Annotated in this window: 14 protein-coding genes; 3 read left to right on the top strand and 11 right to left on the bottom strand. The window is 63.4% G+C overall.

All coding sequences use genetic code 11. The annotated features are described in order from the left end of the window. Positions 1-91 precede the first annotated feature (91 nt). Complete coding sequence (locus LQD11_RS12810) at positions 92-2,218, top strand: SulP family inorganic anion transporter (RefSeq protein ID WP_238617895.1); 2,127 nt, start codon at positions 92-94, stop codon at positions 2,216-2,218. 6 nt (positions 2,219-2,224) lie between these two features. Here LQD11_RS12810 and rfbD read toward each other — a convergent pair whose 3' ends face one another. From rfbD to LQD11_RS12795, 3 genes are read right to left on the bottom strand one after another with little or no spacing between them, the layout of a single operon-like run. Next, positions 2,225-3,100, bottom strand: a complete 876-nt coding sequence (rfbD, locus tag LQD11_RS12805; protein ID WP_238617894.1) for a dTDP-4-dehydrorhamnose reductase — start codon at positions 3,098-3,100, stop codon at positions 2,225-2,227. Beyond that, positions 3,097-4,170 (bottom strand): dTDP-glucose 4,6-dehydratase, encoded by a 1,074-nt coding sequence (gene rfbB, locus LQD11_RS12800; RefSeq protein WP_238617893.1) that lies wholly within the window; start codon positions 4,168-4,170, stop codon positions 3,097-3,099. The genes rfbD and rfbB (LQD11_RS12800) overlap by 4 nt, the downstream gene beginning before the upstream one ends. 22 nt (positions 4,171-4,192) lie before the next feature. Continuing rightward, complete coding sequence (locus LQD11_RS12795; RefSeq protein WP_238617892.1) at positions 4,193-4,885, bottom strand: hypothetical protein; 693 nt, start codon at positions 4,883-4,885, stop codon at positions 4,193-4,195. A 309-nt stretch (positions 4,886-5,194) separates the two neighbouring features. Here LQD11_RS12795 and LQD11_RS12790 point away from each other — a divergent pair, with 309 nt between their 5' ends. Further along, positions 5,195-6,532 (top strand): capsule biosynthesis protein, encoded by a 1,338-nt coding sequence (locus tag LQD11_RS12790; RefSeq protein WP_238617891.1) that lies wholly within the window; start codon positions 5,195-5,197, stop codon positions 6,530-6,532. Positions 6,533-6,660: 128 nt separating this feature from the next. Here the strand turns inward: LQD11_RS12790 and rfbC (LQD11_RS12785) are convergent, their stop codons facing one another. The 8 genes from rfbC (LQD11_RS12785) to rfbC (LQD11_RS12750) form a co-directional block, all read right to left on the bottom strand. Further along, positions 6,661-7,209, bottom strand: coding sequence for a dTDP-4-dehydrorhamnose 3,5-epimerase (gene rfbC, locus LQD11_RS12785; RefSeq protein ID WP_238617991.1), 549 nt, complete (start codon positions 7,207-7,209; stop codon positions 6,661-6,663). A 2-nt stretch (positions 7,210-7,211) separates the two neighbouring features. Beyond that, complete coding sequence (gene rfbA, locus LQD11_RS12780) at positions 7,212-8,096, bottom strand: glucose-1-phosphate thymidylyltransferase RfbA (protein ID WP_238617890.1); 885 nt, start codon at positions 8,094-8,096, stop codon at positions 7,212-7,214. Positions 8,097-8,129: 33 nt separating this feature from the next. Beyond that, positions 8,130-9,092: a glycosyltransferase gene (locus tag LQD11_RS12775; protein WP_238617889.1), complete on the bottom strand. Its 963-nt coding sequence runs from the start codon at positions 9,090-9,092 to the stop codon at positions 8,130-8,132. Between the two features lie 7 nt (positions 9,093-9,099). Further along, positions 9,100-10,866: an SLC13 family permease gene (locus LQD11_RS12770; protein ID WP_238617888.1), complete on the bottom strand. Its 1,767-nt coding sequence runs from the start codon at positions 10,864-10,866 to the stop codon at positions 9,100-9,102. A gap of 139 nt (positions 10,867-11,005) precedes the next feature. Continuing rightward, positions 11,006-11,464: a hypothetical protein gene (locus tag LQD11_RS12765; RefSeq protein ID WP_238617887.1), complete on the bottom strand. Its 459-nt coding sequence runs from the start codon at positions 11,462-11,464 to the stop codon at positions 11,006-11,008. Beyond that, positions 11,461-12,075 carry a type II toxin-antitoxin system MqsA family antitoxin gene (locus LQD11_RS12760; RefSeq protein WP_238617886.1) on the bottom strand — a complete coding sequence of 205 codons (615 nt, stop codon included), beginning with the start codon at positions 12,073-12,075 and terminating at the stop codon, positions 11,461-11,463. The genes LQD11_RS12765 and LQD11_RS12760 overlap by 4 nt, the downstream gene beginning before the upstream one ends. Positions 12,076-12,563: 488 nt before the next feature. After that, a complete protein-coding gene (gene rfbB / locus LQD11_RS12755; RefSeq protein ID WP_238617885.1) occupies positions 12,564-13,640 on the bottom strand; it encodes a dTDP-glucose 4,6-dehydratase in 1,077 nt (358 codons plus the stop codon). Continuing rightward, positions 13,637-14,185, bottom strand: a complete 549-nt coding sequence (gene rfbC / locus LQD11_RS12750; protein ID WP_238617884.1) for a dTDP-4-dehydrorhamnose 3,5-epimerase — start codon at positions 14,183-14,185, stop codon at positions 13,637-13,639. Before rfbC (LQD11_RS12750) ends, rfbB (LQD11_RS12755) begins: the two co-directional genes overlap by 4 nt. A 228-nt stretch (positions 14,186-14,413) precedes the next feature. On the opposite strand from rfbC (LQD11_RS12750), the gene rfbA (LQD11_RS12745) reads away from it, so the two are divergent. After that, positions 14,414-15,298: a glucose-1-phosphate thymidylyltransferase RfbA gene (gene rfbA / locus LQD11_RS12745; protein WP_238617883.1), complete on the top strand. Its 885-nt coding sequence runs from the start codon at positions 14,414-14,416 to the stop codon at positions 15,296-15,298. Positions 15,299-15,458: the final 160 nt, after the last annotated feature.

Below are 15,458 nucleotides of genomic sequence, written 5' to 3'. Positions count from 1 at the left end.
GCAGAACAACACCGGGCCGTTTATCAGCAAATCCCAGGTTATAAGTGTTAAACTTTTTGGCATGAACTGAGCACCCAACCTCCTCAGGACCATGCCTCCAAGCCCCACGCCCCGCCTCCAACGCCTGTTCCCCTTCCTGACCTGGTTCCCCATGACCCTCGGCAGTCTGCGGGCGGACCTGATGGCGGGCCTGGCCGTGGCCATGGTGCTCATTCCCCAGTCCATGGCCTATGCCCAGCTGGCGGGCCTGCCCGCGGTCTACGGACTCTACGCCGCCTTCCTGCCGGTGATGGTGGCCGCCCTGTGGGGATCTTCCCGCCAACTGGCCACCGGCCCGGCGGCCATCGTCTCCCTGCTCACCGCCTCGGCCCTCATCCCCCTGGCGGCCCCGGACTCCATGGAATACATCACCCTGGCCATCAGCCTGGCCCTGCTGGTGGGACTGTTGCAGCTGGGCATGGGACTACTGCGACTGGGGGTCCTGGTGAGCTTCATCTCCCATCCGGTCATCGTCGGTTTCACCAACGCCGCCGCCATCATCATCGTGCTCTCCCAGGTCAACCAGATCCTCGGTGTACCCATGATCTCCGGCGGGGTGTTCCTGCGGGACATCGGCGCCATGCTGATGCAGATCCCCCAGGCCCATCTGCCCACCCTGGCCATGGGCCTGGGGGCGATGCTCGCCATGTGGGGGCTGCGCCGGCGCTTTCCCCGGGTGCCCGGGGTGCTGGTGGTGGTGGTCATGGCCACGGTCATCAGCTGGGCCGTCGGTTTTGAGAAGACCCAGTCCATCACCCTGCAGGACATCCGCTCCGGCCAGGTGCAGGAACTGGTGATCCAGCTCGATACCCAGAAAACGGTACTCAGGACCGAGGATGCCCAGATCCGCACCCTGAAAAAGACCCTGGACGAACTGCCGCCCATGGAGGCCCTGAATCACCGCCATCAGGTGGATGTGCTCATCTACGACAGCCAGCGTCGGGCCGAGACCATCAGCCACCTGCAGCGGGAACTCCATGGACTGCCCCTGCGCCAGGCCGGGGGCGAGCATCCGGGGTTCTATCTGGCCGATCAGCTGCCGCCGGGGCTGGAACCGGAAGGTCCCGTCTGGCGCATCACCGCCGTGCGCGACAACGTCATCCATCTCAATGGCGGGGGTCATGTGGTGGGGCAGGTGGCCGCCGGCCTGCCGCCCCTGACCCTGCCCCAGCTCAGCTGGGACATGGTGACGGCATTGCTGAGCACCGCCTTCGTCATTGCCCTGGTGGGGTTTACCGAGGCCATCGCCATCGCCAAGGCCATGGCCACCCGCACCGGCCAGCGCATCGACCCCAACCAGGAACTCATCGGCCAGGGGCTGGCCAAGGTGGTGGGCAGCTTCAGCCAGGCCTATCCGGTGAGCGGTTCCTTCTCCCGCTCGGCCATCAACCTGGCCTCCGGGGCGCGCACCGGCATGTCCTCCATCTTCACCGGCCTGCTGGTGCTGCTGGTGATCCTGTTTTTCACCCCCTGGCTGTACCATCTGCCCCAGGCGGTGCTGGCGGGGATCATCATCATGGCCGTGGCCAGCCTGCTGAACCTGCGGGGGCTGCGCCAGTCCTGGGCGGCCCACTGGCATGACGGCATGGCGGCCCTGGTCACCTTTGTCGCCACCCTGGCCCTGGCGCCGAGCCTGGACAAGGGCATCCTCATCGGCGCCGGTCTGGCCCTGGTGCTGTATCTGTATCGGACCATGCATCCCCGGGTGTATGAACTGGCCCGCACCCCGGAGGGCACCCTGGCGGATGCCCGCATCCACGGCAAGGGCGAGGAAGAGCGCATCTGCATCATCCGGTTCGACGGTTCGCTGTACTTTGCCAACGTGCCCTATTTCGAGGACGCCATGCTGGGCCTGCTGGCGCGCCACCCCAAGGCCCGTTACGTGATCGTCATTGCCTCCGGGATCAATGAACTGGACGCCTCGGGAGAGGAAGTGGTGCGTAACTTGATCTGGCGGTTGCGCAACCGGGACATCAGTCTGGTGTTTGCCGGCCTCAAGCCCCAGGTGGTGGAGGTGATGAAGCGCACCGGCCTGTATGAGCAGGTGGGAGAGGGGTTCATGTTCCCCTCCACCGACGCCGCGATCCGCGCCCTGGAAGGGCGTCTGGCGGAGCAGGGCGCCGGTGAGCCGCCGGAAACCGGGCGGGAAGAGAAGGGCTACAGCTCACAGGGGGGGTGATTGACGTCAAAGCTCCCTTAGAGTCAGCACCAACTGCGGCTCCCAGTGGGGTAGCTCGATGCCCAGATCGGTCTCCAGCTTCTTCACGCACAACCGCGAATTGCCCGGCCGCCGTGCCGGGGTGGGGTAATCACTGCCGGGGATCGCCGCCACCTGGGCCGGGGTGAGTGTCAAGGCCATCCCCGACTCCGCCGCCCGTCGGAAGATCTCGCAGGCAAACCCATGCCAACTGGTCTCCCCATGGGGCGCCAGATGATACAGCCCCTCGATGCCCCGCCCCAGCCGCTGCCGATACACCGCCAGGGCAGTGACCTCGGCAATCAGGCGGGCCGGGGTCGGCGCGCCGATCTGATCATTCACCACCTTCAGGCTGTCCCGTTCCTGGCCCAGCCGCAGCATGGTCTTCATGAAATTGTTGCCCCGGGCGCTGTACACCCAGCTGGTGCGGAAGATCAGATGCGCGGCCCCGCCGGCCATCACCGCCTGATCCCCCGCCAGCTTGCTTTCCCCGTACACGGACAGGGGCCCGGTGGGACTGTCTTCCCGCCAGGGCGCATCCCCGTCGCCGGGATAGACATAGTCACTGGAATAGTGGATCAGCGGAATGCCGGCGATGGCGGCAAAGCAGGCCAGCTGTTCCGGCAGTTCGGCATTCAGGCGAAAGGCCGCCTCGCGCTGCGTCTCGGCCGCGTCCACCGCCGTCCAGGCAGCGGCGTTGACGATCAGTTCCGGACGGATGGCCCGCAAGACCCCGGCCACCGCATCCGGACTGGACAGGTCCAGCTGGGCACGGGTGGGAGCGATCAACGATCCCAGCGGAGACAGGGCCCGCAGCAGTTCAAAACCCACCTGGCCGGTGGCACCCAGGATCAGGATGTTCATACGCCGGTCCCCAGTCGTTCTCCCTGGTAGCTGCCGTCCAGCACATGCTGCCACCAGGAGGCGTTGTCCAGATACCACCGCACCGTCTTGCGCAGGCCGGATTCGAAGGTCTCCCGGGGTGTCCAGCCCAGTTCCCGCTCGATCTTGCCGGCATCGATGGCATAGCGCCGGTCATGGCCGGGGCGGTCCTGCACGAAGGTGATCAGGTCTCGATAATGACCCCCGAAGGCGGGGGGTTGCACCGCCTGCAGCAGGTCACACAGGGTATGCACCACTTCCAGGTTGGTCTTTTCATTGTGGCCGCCGATGTTGTAGGTCTCGCCGGGCCGCCCCCGGGAGGCCACCAGGATCAGGGCACGGGCATGGTCCTCCACATACAGCCAGTCGCGGATCTGACCACCGTCGCCGTAGACCGGCAGGGGCTTGCCCGCCAGCGCATTGAGGATCATCAGCGGGATGAGTTTTTCCGGGAAGTGGTAGGGACCGTAATTGTTGCTGCAGTTGGTGACCAGGGTCGGCAGGCCGTAGGTGCGCTGCCAGGCCCGCACCAAGTGATCGGAACCGGCCTTGCTGGCGGAGTAGGGGGAACTGGGGGCATAGGGCGTGGTTTCGGTGAACAGGCCGTCCGGGCCTTCCAGGTCGCCGTAGACCTCGTCGGTGGAGATGTGATGGAAGCGGAACCCGTCGGCCTTGTCGGGCCGGTCGGTCTGCAGATCTTTCCAGTAGCCGCGGGCGGCCTCCAGCAGGGTATAGGTGCCGACGATGTTGGTCTCGATGAAGGCCGCCGGGCCGTCGATGGAGCGATCCACATGACTTTCCGCCGCCAGATGCATGACGATGTCCGGTCCATGATCGCGAAAGGCCGCCGCCATGGCCTGGGCATCGCAGATGTCGGCATGGATGAAGTGATAGCGGTCACTGTCGGCCACGGGGGCCAGGGATTCCAGGTTGCCCGCGTAGGTGAGCTTGTCCACCACCACCACCCGGTGATCGGTGGAAGTGATCAGCTCACGGACCACGGCGGAGCCGATGAAACCGGCGCCGCCGGTGACGAGAAAGGTTTTGCGCATGGGTCGGATCAAATCCTGATGTTTACCAGTGATACCGCAGCCCTAAGGTCACGAAATTGGAGCCTACCCGCCGAGGGGCAATCACACCATAGATCCCGGACCGATGATGTACCCGGGTGATGAAGCTCAACTGAGGATACCTCACCAGCCCCCATTCCACTTCGTAGCCATTGTAATTCTGGAAACGGTAACGTCGCTCCGGGTCATCCTTGGGGCCATCCTCATAGGCCGGATTGCCGAAGGCATAGGACAGCCCCAGGCTCATCGCCGCCCGCAGTCGCACAGGCCCCAGTTCTCCCTGGGGGCTGGCCAGCACATAGGCCACGTCCAGTTCCCAGTTGTCCTGCAATCCATAATGCCTGACCACAATGGCCTCGGCGCCGGTGGTCACCCCGGACACCCCGATCCAGCCAAAGGCGGTATCGATGAAACCCGGGGTAGGGGTCTGCTGACGAAAACCCAGGGCGGTAAAATAGCTGGACTCATAGTCCAGAGAGCCGTCCACCAGTTTCTTGGGCATCTGCAGCAGATCCGAGTCCACCCCCTGACCCGCGTACAGGGTCAGATCCCGCGCCGGCGCGTCGGCGGCCACGGCGTGCCCATGCCACGGCCCGCTCACCACAAGCAGGCAGCAGAGCAGGGCGACGGCAAGGTGCCGGCTGGAGAAGGATAGAGTCCCGCGCACGCCGGTCCGGCAGGTGGATCCTTTCAACATGGATGTTTTTCTCACCCCGTGGACGAAGGCAGGTTTCTAACCTGATCCCCGCAAGGGGTCAAGTTGTGCTCACCAAATGCCTTCGTGCAGGCCGTCATTCCCGCGTAGGCGGGAATCCTGGCATCAGATCCGTCATTCCCGCGAAAGCGGGGATCCAACCGGGGATGCAAAAGAAAACCCGATTCTGTGGTGCACTGCAAAGCACCATTTCGGATCGGGATGCTATACTGTCGGCAAATTTTACCCTCCATGGATTGAGGGCCGGTCGGAACCCCGGCGGCTCCTGTTCTCAACGGCTGAGAGGTCATCGTGCTGTCGCAATTTTCGGGCAAGCGTGTACTTTTGCTGCAGGGGCCCATGGGGCCTTTCTTCTGGCGCCTGAGGAAAGACCTGGAGGCTGCCGGGGCCGAGGTGGACAAGATCAACTTCTGTGCCGGCGACCAGCTGTTCTACCCGTTCCGTGCCATCAATTATCGCGGCACCCTCAAGGACTGGCCGAATTACCTGGCCGGCTTGCTGGCGGATCGCGGTTACGATGCCGTGATGCTCTTCGGTGACTGCCGTCCCTATCATGCCGTAGTGCCCCACGTCATCCGTTTTCTCAAGGTCCGCCTGTACGTCTTCGAGGAAGGCTATCTGCGTCCGGATCACATCACCCTGGAACAGGGCGGCGTGAACAGCTACTCCTCCTTGCCTCGGGACCCGGATCACTACCGTCGTTTCGCCCCTCACGAGGTGGAAACGGCCACCTGGGCCCGCGCCACCTGGCCGGTGCTGTGGGCGGGCATCTATGCCACGCTGTATGCCATCACCAGCCATTTCCTGAATCGTCGCTTCCCCGGCTATGAGCATCATCGCCCCCTGCACCCGCTGTCCGAAGCCTTTGTCTGGACCCGGAGCTTGTGGCGCAAGCACTGGTTCAAGCTACGGGAACGCAAGCTGGCCCGGTCGCTCCAGGACGCCTCGGCGGGGAGTTTCTTCCTGGTCCCGTTGCAGACCCACAACGACGCCCAGATCCGGGTCCACTCCGATTTTCGCGATATCCCGACCTTCATCGAAGACGTGATGCGCTCCTTCGCCGAACATGCGCCGGCGGATCAGCGCCTGGTCATCAAGCATCACCCCATGGACCGGGGCTATCGGGAATATGGTCCGCTCATCCGTCGTCTGACCGCCAAGTATCAACTCCAGGGGCGGGTTGACTATGTGCACGATGTCCACCTGCCCATGTTGCTGGACCGTGCTTGCGGCACGGTCGTCATCAACAGCACTGTGGGCCTGTCTTCCATCCTGCACGGCACGCCGGTATGCGTGCTGGGTGACCCGGTCTATCACATGCCGGGGCTGACCCATCAGGGCACCCTGCACAGTTTCTGGAACAACCCCGGGGAAGTGGACAAGGCGCTGTTCAAGCGGTTTCGCGCCTGGTTGCTGGCCCACAATCAGGCCAACGGGAATTTCTATCAACCCCTGCCGGGCCTGAAGGGACATACCGGCGTCACCTGGCCGCCATTGTTGGGCGCGGAAGCGCTTGCCACGGACTCGGACCTGGACAGGGCGCGGGAACGGCGTCAGCAGCGCAATCTGCGCCCCGGCACGGCGGTGCTGGGGAAATGTGCCCAACGGGTCTCCGGAAAGGCGGTCTAAGCCTCGGCTCCCGCCTCATCCCCGACGCTTCTCCCCTACAGACGCTCCCTTCTCCCCCTTGGGGGAGAAGGGCTGGGGATGAGGGGGGGAGAGGGGCTTGTCACGTATCTTTCGTCATCCGGGGTGACTCACGCAAAGACCTCCGCCTTCGCCAGTGGCACGCCTTCCTGGTCTTTCCCCGACAGCACCGGGTCCCCCTCAAAAGGCCAGGCAATCCCGATATCCGCATCATTCCAGGCGATGCAGCGCTCACACTCCGGCGCATAGAAATCCGTGGTCTTGTAGAGAAACTCGGCCACCTCGCTCAAGGTGAGGAAACCATGGGCAAACCCGGGTGGGATCCACAGCTGCCGCCGGTTCTGCGCGGACAGCACGGCACCCACCCATTGCCCGAAGGTGGGGGACGAGCGACGAACATCCACCGCCACATCAAACACCTCCCCCTGAACCACCCGCACCAGCTTGCCCTGGGCATGAGGCGGCAGCTGATAGTGAAGCCCCCGCAGGACCCCCTTCGCCGAGCGTGAGTGGTTATCCTGCACGAACTCAGCCTGTACCCCGACGGCGGCCTCGAAGGCCCGGGCATTGAAGCTTTCGTAAAAAAATCCCCGCTCATCTCCAAACACCCTGGGCGTCAACAGCACCACCTCGGGAATGGCCAGACGCTTTGCCTCCATCATCACACCTCCGTCTGGAGCAGGTTCATCAGATACCGTCCATAGCCCGTCTTGGCCAGGGGCGTGGCCAGTGCTTCCAGCTGTACCCCATCGATCCAGCCGGCCCGGAAACAGATCTCCTCCGGACAGCACACCTTCAGGCCCTGTCGCTGCTCAATGGTGGCAATGAACTGCCCCGCATCCAGCAGACTGTCATGGGTGCCGGTATCCAGCCAGGCATAGCCGCGGCCCATGATCTCCACATGCAGCTCACCCTGTTCCAGATATCGTCGGTTCAGGTCGGTGATCTCCAACTCCCCCCGGGCCGAGGGCCGCAGGCCCCGGGCCAGTTCCACCACCTGCAGGTCATAGAAGTACAGCCCGGTCACGGCATAACTGGACTTGGGGCGCGAGGGCTTTTCCTCCAGGGAGAGCACCCGCTGGTCCCGGTCGAATTCCACCACCCCGTAGCGTTCCGGATCCTGCACATGATAGGCAAACACCGTCGCGCCCCGGGTCCGCTCCATGGCGCTTTTCAGCATGGGCGGCAGGTCATGGCCGTAGAAGATATTGTCCCCCAGCACCAGGGCGGAGAGGTCATCACCGATGAAATCGGCGCCGATGGTGAAGGCCTGTGCCAGACCGTCGGGGCTGGGTTGCACCGCGTAGGAAAGCTGAATACCCCACTGGCTACCGTCCCCCAACAGCTGCGAGAAGCGTGGGGTATCCTGGGGGGTGGAGATGATCAGGATCTCCCGAATCCCCGCCAGCAGCAGGATACTGAGGGGGTAGTAAATCATCGGCTTATCGTAGACGGGCAGCAGCTGCTTGGACACAGCCAGGGTCGCGGGATGAAGCCGGGTGCCGGAGCCGCCGGCGAGGATGATGCCTTTGCGCTTCTGGATCATGGTGCCTCGCAATTGATGAATTGATGGAATCCGTCATTCCCCACACCCCAATCCGTCATTCCCGCGAAAGCGGGAATCCAGATCAGCCAGCCTCCCCACCGTCTCCCTGGCCTTCGCCGCCAGCGCCGCCCGCAGAGCCTCATCGCCGGCCAGCGCCAGGATCGACTCCGCCCAGGCCGCCTGATCCAGCGGCACCACCCAACCATCGACCCCATGGGCAATCACGTCCGCACAGGCCGATCCCGGCGAATACACCCCCGCCGCCCCACAGGCCGTGATGTCAAACACCTTGGTATGAGAACGTGCCCGATTGAACGGTAGATCCAGCTGCGGCACCAGCCCGATATCCCGCTGGGCCGAGGCCAGAAACCCCCCATAGGCCGGCCAGCGCATGGGATGCACCACGGTCACCCGGGGCAGACCCCGGTACAGTCGGTAGACATCCCGGCCACCGACGATCTCGAAATGTACCCGCTCATCCCGCGCCAGCACCGTCTCCATCACCGGTCGCAGCCAACGGATCTCGGCCTGATGGGACGCGGAACCATGGTAAAACACCCGGCACATGGATGCCGGCGGCGGCACGGGGCAGGGCAGCACCAGCGCCGGTTGCCAGTCGGCATATTTTTGTTGCAGATAAGGGGTGGAGACCCACAGCCTCGCCCCCCGTCGGCGCAGCCAGTCCCGATGCCGGGCCGCCAAACGCCAGAGCTTGGCTCGATACCGCCAGGGCATGCCCGCCGAAGCCCGCACATCCAGCACATCGTCATCCATGAACAGCACCAGATGCGCGACATGCCCATGGGCATGCTCCAGCAAGCGGCGCCAGGCAGGGGGGATGTAACGCACGAACACCACCGTCGCCCCCTGGAGCGCCTTGATGGATGGGATATCCGAGAACCGGCAACGCCGGACGGCTTCCCCCCCGGCCCGCAATGCCGGGAGTACGAAAAAATCCGAGGAGGGATTGGGCTGTTCTTCCACCAGAAAGATCATGGTGCCCCTACCACCCCCACACCATCGGCACCAGCAGCAGTGCCAGCGCCCCGGTCACCACCGTCATCGGAATCCCCGCCCGCAGATAGTCGCTGAACCGATACCCGCCGGGACCGTACACCATCAGATTGGTCTGATAGCCGAACGGCGTGGCAAAACTGGCCGAGGCCGCGAACATGATGATCACCGCAAACGGCAGCACGCTCACCCCCAGGTCCGCCGCCACCGCAAACGCGATGGGAAACATCAGGACCGCCGCCGCATTGTTGGTGATCAGCGACGTGAACAGGGCCGTCACCAGATACACCATCAACAGATTCACCCAGGGGTCCGTGCCCGCCAGCCCCGTCAGGGTCAGGGCGATCGAGCGGGCCAGGCCGGTGTTCTCCATCGCCGCCGCCACCCCGAAGGCCGCCGCGATGGTCAACAGCACCGACCAGTCCAAGCTGCTGCGGGCGGAGAACATGCTCACGCAGCCGGTCAGGACCATCAGCCCCGCCGCCGCCAGCGCCGCTTCCAGCATGCTCAACAATCCCAGGGTGGCACTGCCCACCATGGCCGCCAGGATCCCTACCGCCACCAGCGCCCGGTCATGGCGCGGCGCCACCGAATCCTGCACCTGGCTCATCAGGAAAAAATCCCGCCGATTGCGGTTCTGGGCCATGAAGCTCGGCCCCGCCTCCACCAGCAGGGTATCCCCCGGCCGCAACACCACATCCCCCAGCTTGCCCCTGAGCCGCTGGCCGTTGCGGGCCGCCGCGATCACCACCGCGTTGTAACGGTTGCGAAACTTCCCGTCCCGGATGGTCATCCCCACCACCGGGCAGGTATTGGACACCACCACCTCCAGCAAGGCCCGGTCCGAACGCCGGCCATCCAGCTTGAATACCTGATGAGTGGCAGGCGTCAGCCCGCGAATCCGCTGCAGATCCGCCATGGACTCCACCACCCCCACGAAAATCAGCCGGTCCCCGGCCCGCAACACCTCCTGGGGCGACACCGCCGGAATCAGGGTGCCGTCCCGGTCCAGCTCCATCAGAAAGCCGCCGGGCAGATGCCTGAGGCCGGCGGCCTCGATGGTCTGACCCACCAGAGGGCCGCCGGACTCGACGATCATCTCCAGGGTGTATTCCCTGGGATCATCGATCTCGCTGATGGCCGGCTTGCGGTCCACGAACAGCCAGCGATTGCACAGGATCATGAACGCCAGTCCGGCCACGGCCACCGGCACACCGACCCAGGCGATGTCGAACAATCCCAGCCCATCGCCGGTCTGCTCCAGCAACAGGCCGTTCACCACCAGGTTGGTGCTGGTGCCGATCACCGTCACGGTGCCCCCCAGGATGGCGGCAAAGGACAGGGGCATCATCAGCCGGGACACCGGCAACTGGAACTTGCGCGCCCACTCGCTCACCGCCGGGATCAGCATGCCCACCACCGGGGTATTGTTCAAAAAGGCGCTCATGAGGGCGACCGGCCCGGTCAGGCGCACCTGGGCGCGCATCAGGTTCTTCGGCCGCCCCAACAGGCGATTCACGATCCACTGGATCCCCCCGGTCTCCCGCAGGCCGGCGACCACGATATACAGGGCGGCCACCGTGATCACCCCCTGGTTGGACAGCCCCGCAAAGGCTTCGCCGGGGGAGATGATGCCGGTCAGCAGCAACAGCACCACCGCCCCGAAAAAGACGAGATCCGGCGCCGCCCGGGTAAGGGTGAGCACCGACAGCATGCCGACCACAATGGCGGCGGTGAACCAGGCTTCCAGTGGCATGGGATGAATCTTTAATCAGTATGGCGGGAGAAGTGTCCTGGCACTGGAATATACAGCAAGAGGGGAGGGCGTGCCGGAGACGGGGCGCGGATCGTGATCGAGCTGAAGTTGCAGCGGCACGCTGTGACGAGCCTCTCCCTCAATCAGTTCCCTGCTGTGGGTCAGGGTGTCCGTTATGGCGCGTTCCGAAGGCACCTACAAAGCTGGGTGTCGGCAGGGTGAGAGGACCGATCAGGCTGCGGGAGGTGATATTTGTCACCATCTCCCGGATTGCGCCATAGACCAGTGCAGCACCGTACTCGAAGGCGAGGCTTTCGTGTTTATGGGCAGGATACTGCTCGGATACTGAGAACACACCTACAGCCTGTACATCAAGGATATAGGGGCAACGTGGGCGTTCCTCGTCAATGGTTGTGCCGAAGCCGACCGCCACCCACCATGTCTTGTCCTGGTCATCGAACCCATGGTCGAGCGCCCACTTGAGCAGGGAACCATCGAAATCGAACTGGTCGGCACGCGCAATGCCGGAGTCGAGATCCGGTTCGACATGAACCCGCACGAATTGGATGCCGTGCAACGTGAGTGGGCTGGGGTTCATGCGACTCTTTTCCACCAAGCCTGGATCGTGGACACACTGGGTTGCGTGTGTGGCGGCTGGGCATGGCGTACCTCGCTTGACCCCAATCCCAGTTGAACGTCCAGGGAATGCTTGATGTCACGGAGGTTGCGTGTGAGAAGAGAGTCGAAAAGTTTTCCAGCGTTCCTGGCCTCCCCCGGGAGAACGACTCCCTTGCGACGCGCCAGCTCCCTCAGATTTGCCGGCTGGCTCAGGCACAGCCGAATCAGGCTATCCATGGCCTCGCTCTGGGTCACATCATCGTTTTCGTAACGCGAGAAGGCCACCTTGCCACCACCAAAGAGCGCGGCGGCCTGAGCCTGCGTCAGACCCATTGAGGCCCGGGCGGCACGCATCTCGGCCCCGGTCAACAGGCCATCGACCCGTTTGCGAAAAGTGATGACCGCCCGTTTGTTCATCTTGGCCTCGGTCGCGGGAGCCAGTTCTGAACCGCAGGCCGCGCACTGCGCCAGATAGAGCGGCACCGACCCCCTGACTCCTGCATGTTCGACGATATGGGTGTCGATGCGTTGTTCGAGCGACCCCTCGCCACATACGGGGCAAACGCGCTGCTGCTCGGATTGCGTAGCCATTTAACACCCCTCAGGATGGTTGGAAACCGACAACAGAACGCTGCCAGTCAGAGCGATACTGAATTTGACGTACCATGTCGTCTCCAGTTCGCGCCTTGCGTATGGGTTCCATTCGGAAATCGTGACCTTGTAGGCATCGCTGGCTGCCCAAGGCCCGTTGGGTCTCTGGCGGCACCACTCGGAACCGATGTGGTGCCCCTGAGTCACGGCTTTTTCCACGAGTTGGCAGAGCGCGGGAATATCCATCATCCACTTCGCGGCATCCTGGGCGGCCCCCCGTGTCCACAGTGTCAGGGCCTCATCCCTGACCAACTGAACGACATGCTCGGGTGCGTAAAGAGGCCCACCCGGGATTTTCCGGTCGTCGCTCTCGGGGGGAATCCCTTCGTAGGCGCTTACGTTGCGCTTGCTTGTTATCATAATGATAAGGGCCTGAGGGCGCTACTGCCAGTCTCGACCTTGGGGCCAAAACGCCCCTTGGCCCTCAATCATACACCAGTCCCCAACCGCTCCCCCTGATAACGACCATCCAGCACCCGCTGCCACCACGCCCGGTTCTCCAGATACCACTGCACCGTCTTGCGCAGGCCGGTCTCGAAGGTTTCTCTGGGCACCCAGCCCAGTTCACGCTCGATCTTGCCCGCATCAATGGCATAGCGCCGGTCATGGCCGGGGCGGTCCTGCACGAAGGTGATCAGATCGCGATAATGCCCGTTGGCCGCCGGCGGGCGTAGTTCCTGCAGCAGGTCACATAGCGTGTGCACCACTTCCAGGTTGGTCTTCTCGTTATGCCCGCCAATGTTGTAGGTCTCCCCGACCACGCCACGGGTGGCCACCTGGATCAGCGCCCGGGCATGGTCCTCCACATACAACCAGTCGCGGATCTGGCCGCCATCGCCATACACCGGCAGCGGCTTGCCCGCCAGGGCGTTGAGGATCATCAGCGGGATCAGCTTCTCGGGGAAGTGATAGGGGCCATAGTTGTTGCTGCAGTGGGTGACCAGGGTGGGCAGGCCATAAGTGCGCTGCCAGGCACGCACCAGGTGATCCGAACCGGCCTTGCTGGCGGAGTAGGGGGAACTGGGCGCATAGGGTGTGGACTCGGTGAACAGCCCCTCCGGCCCCTCCAGATCCCCGTAAACCTCATCGGTAGAGATATGATGGAAGCGAAAGTCCCGGGCCCGCTCCGGATCAGCCTTCAGCAGTCCCCTCCAGTAGGCCCGCGCCGCCTCCAGCAGCACGGAGGTGCCCACCAAGTTGGTCTGCACGAACGCCGCCGGCCCGTCGATGGAGCGGTCCACATGGCTCTCCGCCGCCAGGTGCATCACCACATCCGGTTGATGCTCGGCAAAGGCCGCCGCCATGGCCGGCGCATCGCAGATGTCCGCCTGGATGAACCGGTAACGCTCACTGCCGGCCACCGGCGCCACCGACTCCAGGTTGCCTGCATAGGTGAGCTTGTCCACATTCACCACCCGGTGGGACGTGTGCTGAATCAGCTCCCGCACCACCGCCGAACCAATGAATCCGGCACCACCGGTGACCAGAAAGGTTTTAACAGTCACTCAAACACCTCCGCCCTGGCCAGAGACACCCCTTGGCGATCCTTGTCCGAAAGCACGGGCGGCGCCTCCAAAGGCCAGTCAATCCCGATATCCGGGTCATCCCAGGCAATGCAGCGCTCACACTCTGGGGCGTAATAATCGGTGGTCTTGTAGAGAAATTCCGCTGTCTCACTCAGCGTGACGAAAGCATGGGCGAACCCCGCTGGAATCCACAACTGCTGCCGATTCTCGGCGGACAGCACAGCCCCCGCCCACTGCCCGAACGTGGGCGACCCCCGCCGGATGTCCACCGCCACATCAAACACCTCCCCCTGCACCACGCGCACCAGTTTACCCTGGGCATGAGGCGGCAACTGGTAATGCAGCCCACGGAGCACTCCCCGCACCGACCGGGAGTGGTTATCCTGCACAAACGAGGCCTTGCAGCCCGTGGTGGCCTCAAAGGCCCGGGCATTGAAGCTCTCGAAGAAAACCCCCCGATCATCGCCAAACACCTTGGGGGAGAGGCGGATCACCTCGGGGACGGCGAGTCTTTCAGCTTGCATCGTGATTCCCGAATTCTGGAAGGCGCCAGAGCATAACCCCCAGGCCTCCCGTCATGGAAGCACGTCATTCTTGAAAACCCCGAGGGAGCGGCCCTCGGTCGCGAACAGCCACCCATGGCCATTTCTCATCTCGGTAGTGTATCGTTTACGATGCGCTGTGCTTAGACTCACGCTCATCCGGCAAGAAGCCGCGCGTAAGAGAAGTCATCCACCCCCAAGAGACATGAGATGTCACGCAAAGGAATCATTCTCGCCGGCGGTTCCGGCACCCGCCTGTATCCCATCACCCGGGCCGTGTCCAAGCAACTGTTGCCGATCTACGACAAGCCTATGATCTACTACCCCCTCTCGGTGCTCATGCTCGCCGGGATCCGGGATATCCTCATCATCTCCACCCCCCGAGACCTGCCCCAGTACCAGGATCTCTTCGCAGACGGCAGCTATCTGGGCCTCAATATCCAGTACGCCGAGCAGCCTAGCCCCGACGGGCTGGCCCAGGCCTTTCTCATCGGTACCGACTTCATCGGCACCGACCCGGTCACCCTCATCCTGGGAGACAATATCTTCCACGGCCAGCACTTCAGCGACCAGCTCAAGCAGGCCAGCTGGCGGGAAGAGGGGGCCACTGTCTTCGGTTATCAGGTGAAGGATCCGGAACGTTTTGGCGTGGTGGAATTCGACGACGCCGGTCGCGCCCTGTCTATCGAGGAAAAACCCGCGCGCCCCCGCTCCCACTATGCCGTGACCGGGCTGTACTTTTACGATAACCAAGTGGTGAGCATCGCCCGGGACATCCAGCCCTCTGCTCGCGGGGAATTGGAGATCACCTGCGTGAATAACGTCTACTTGCAGCAGGGCCAACTTCATGTGGAGCGGCTGGGGCGTGGTTTCGCTTGGCTGGACACCGGTACCCACGACAGCCTCATTGAGGCCTCCCAGTACATCCAGACCGTGGAACACCGCCAAGGACTCAAGATCGCCTGCCTGGAGGAGATCGCCTGGGAAAAGGGTTTTATCAGCGATCAGGCCATGGAGGCTGCCGGCCAAGCCCTGAAAAAGACCGGCTACGGCCAGTACCTGCTGCAATGCCTGCATGAGCGCCGCTGTGACTGAATCGCACAACACCTTTCTCATCACTGACTGCTCCGGTCATGACCGGGGTAGTGTCATCGATACTGAAAAGATCCGACGCGAATAGGGCTGAATCTCGCGAGAGGTCTTCGAGAGTGGCTCGTGCAGGAATGTGGACTGATACTTGGAGAACCTCGATTAT

Origin of the sequence: Ectothiorhodospira shaposhnikovii (assembly GCF_022227765.1) — a bacterium.
Taxonomy (GTDB): Bacteria; Pseudomonadota; Gammaproteobacteria; order Ectothiorhodospirales; family Ectothiorhodospiraceae; genus Ectothiorhodospira.
The sequence above is the reverse complement of the archived record's forward strand: the minus strand, read 5'-3'. Positions and strand labels throughout refer to the sequence as shown.

Coding starts and splice junctions, on each gene's coding strand:
- rfbB (WP_238617893.1), bottom strand. CDS start 4,170: ATGCGCAAAACCTTTCTCGTCACCGGCGGCGCCGGTTTCATCGGCTCC.
- LQD11_RS12795 (WP_238617892.1), bottom strand. CDS start 4,885: ATGTTGAAAGGATCCACCTGCCGGACCGGCGTGCGCGGGACTCTATCC.
- LQD11_RS12760 (WP_238617886.1), bottom strand. CDS start 12,075: ATGGCTACGCAATCCGAGCAGCAGCGCGTTTGCCCCGTATGTGGCGAG.
- rfbD (WP_238617894.1), bottom strand. CDS start 3,100: ATGAACATCCTGATCCTGGGTGCCACCGGCCAGGTGGGTTTTGAACTG.
- rfbC (WP_238617884.1), bottom strand. CDS start 14,185: ATGCAAGCTGAAAGACTCGCCGTCCCCGAGGTGATCCGCCTCTCCCCC.
- rfbA (WP_238617883.1), top strand. CDS start 14,414: ATGTCACGCAAAGGAATCATTCTCGCCGGCGGTTCCGGCACCCGCCTG.
- LQD11_RS12770 (WP_238617888.1), bottom strand. CDS start 10,866: ATGCCACTGGAAGCCTGGTTCACCGCCGCCATTGTGGTCGGCATGCTG.
- LQD11_RS12765 (WP_238617887.1), bottom strand. CDS start 11,464: ATGAACCCCAGCCCACTCACGTTGCACGGCATCCAATTCGTGCGGGTT.
- LQD11_RS12775 (WP_238617889.1), bottom strand. CDS start 9,092: ATGATCTTTCTGGTGGAAGAACAGCCCAATCCCTCCTCGGATTTTTTC.
- LQD11_RS12810 (WP_238617895.1), top strand. CDS start 92: ATGCCTCCAAGCCCCACGCCCCGCCTCCAACGCCTGTTCCCCTTCCTG.
- rfbC (WP_238617991.1), bottom strand. CDS start 7,209: ATGGAGGCAAAGCGTCTGGCCATTCCCGAGGTGGTGCTGTTGACGCCC.
- rfbA (WP_238617890.1), bottom strand. CDS start 8,096: ATGATCCAGAAGCGCAAAGGCATCATCCTCGCCGGCGGCTCCGGCACC.